The sequence below is a fragment of the Roseicyclus sp. genome, from assembly GCF_052168335.1.
GTDB lineage: Bacteria > Pseudomonadota > Alphaproteobacteria > Rhodobacterales > Rhodobacteraceae > Roseibacterium.
In genome coordinates, this window is record NZ_JBQLZP010000494.1 from 1 (window position 1) to 1,504 (window position 1,504).

3 protein-coding genes are annotated in these 1,504 nt (G+C 73.7%); 2 read left to right on the forward strand and 1 reads right to left on the reverse strand.

The genetic code is table 11. The features are described 5' to 3' along the window. Positions 1–475 (reverse strand): molybdenum cofactor guanylyltransferase (mobA, locus tag ACTS11_RS15185; RefSeq protein WP_442641142.1); only part of this gene is annotated, 475 nt, incomplete at its 3' end. 68 nt (positions 476–543) lie between these two features. Between mobA and ACTS11_RS15190 the strand changes: the two genes are divergently transcribed. Beyond that, complete coding sequence (locus ACTS11_RS15190) at positions 544–1,269, forward strand: AzlC family ABC transporter permease (RefSeq protein ID WP_442641143.1); 726 nt, start codon at positions 544–546, stop codon at positions 1,267–1,269. Continuing rightward, the coding region (locus ACTS11_RS15195) for an AzlD domain-containing protein (protein ID WP_442641144.1) at positions 1,266–1,504 on the forward strand (239 nt) is incomplete at its 3' end. The genes ACTS11_RS15190 and ACTS11_RS15195, both read left to right, overlap by 4 nt.

Below are 1,504 nucleotides of genomic sequence, written 5' to 3' on the forward strand. Positions count from 1 at the left end.
GCGCGCCCCCGTCGAGCGCCCCGGCGAGGCCCGGCGCGAACTCGACGGACCAGACCCCCGTCGTGGCGTGCGGGCCACCCGGCGTGACGGCATAGGCCGCGCGCGCACCGGCACCGGCGAGGCGCCGCACGAGGTCGCGGGGCAGGAAGGGCGTGTCCACCGCCACTGTCAGCACCCGACCGGCACCGAGCCCCTCCGCCCAGCGCATCGCGGCGAGGATGCCGCCGAGCGGCCCGAGGCCAGGCACCGCGTCCGGCAGCGCGGGCAGGCCGAAACCCCCGAGGTCCGCGTCCGGCCCGGCATTGAGCGCCAGCGGCCCGGCCTGCGGCGCGAGGCGGTCGATGACATGGGAGACGAGGGGCCTGCCGCCGAGACGCACATGCGCCTTGCGTCCGCCGATCCGCGTGCCCTCGCCGCCGGCGAGGATCACCGCCGGGATGTCGCCCTGGCCCGTCACCCGCTCGCGCCCCTTCATTGCATCCGCCCGCGTCCCGGTCTAACCGAGGCCCCGGCCTGGTGGAATGGGCCGCGAGAGGTCCCGCCATGCAAGCCGAAACCCGCCCCTCCGAAGCCTTCTGGCGAGGGTTGAAGGATTCGCTGCCCTTCACCATCGTCGTGCTGCCCTTCGGGATGCTCTTCGGCGTGGTCGGCACGGAGGCGGGGCTGAACCTCGCGCAGGTCATGGGCTTTTCCTTCCTCGTCATCGCGGGCGCCTCGCAGTTCGCGGCACTGCAACTGATGACGGAGAACGCGCCGGTCCTGATCGTCGTGGCCTCGGCGCTGGCGGTGAACCTGCGGATGGCGATGTATTCCGCCTCGCTCGCGCCGCACCTCGGGGCGGCGCCGCTCTGGCAGCGGGCGCTCATCGCCTACATGAACGTCGACCAGACCTACGCTCTGGCCGTCCAGCGCTACGAGGCGGCGCCGCCGCTGTCGCTGCCCGCGAAGGTCGCCTTCTTCGTCGGCGTCTCGATGCCCATCGTGCCGCTCTGGTATGCCGCGACGCTGATCGGCGTGCTCGTGGGCTCGGCCATACCGCCGGACTGGGGCCTCGACTTCGCGGTGCCGATCACCTTTCTCGCGCTCGTCGCCCCGGCGCTGAGAACGGCGGCGCATGTCGGGGCAGCGGTCACGTCGGTGACGGTGGCGCTGCTGCTGGCCGGCCTGCCGTGGAACCTCGGCCTCCTCGTCGCGGGCCTCGCGGGGATGATCGTCGGCGCGGAGATCGAGCGGCGGATGACCCGCCGGACCGAGAGGGCCGCGCCATGAGCTACACCGACGCGCAGATCTGGGGGATCGTGGCCCTTCTCGGGGTGGGGACCTTCCTGATCCGCTTCTCCTTCCTCGGGCTGGTGGGCGACCGGCAGCTGCCGGAATGGCTCCTGCGGCACCTGCGCTACACCGCCGTGGCGATCCTGCCCGCGCTGGTCGCGCCGCTGGTGCTCTGGCCTGCCGCGACGGGGGGCGAGCCCGAGGCCTCGCGCCTCGCCGCCGCCGCGGCGAC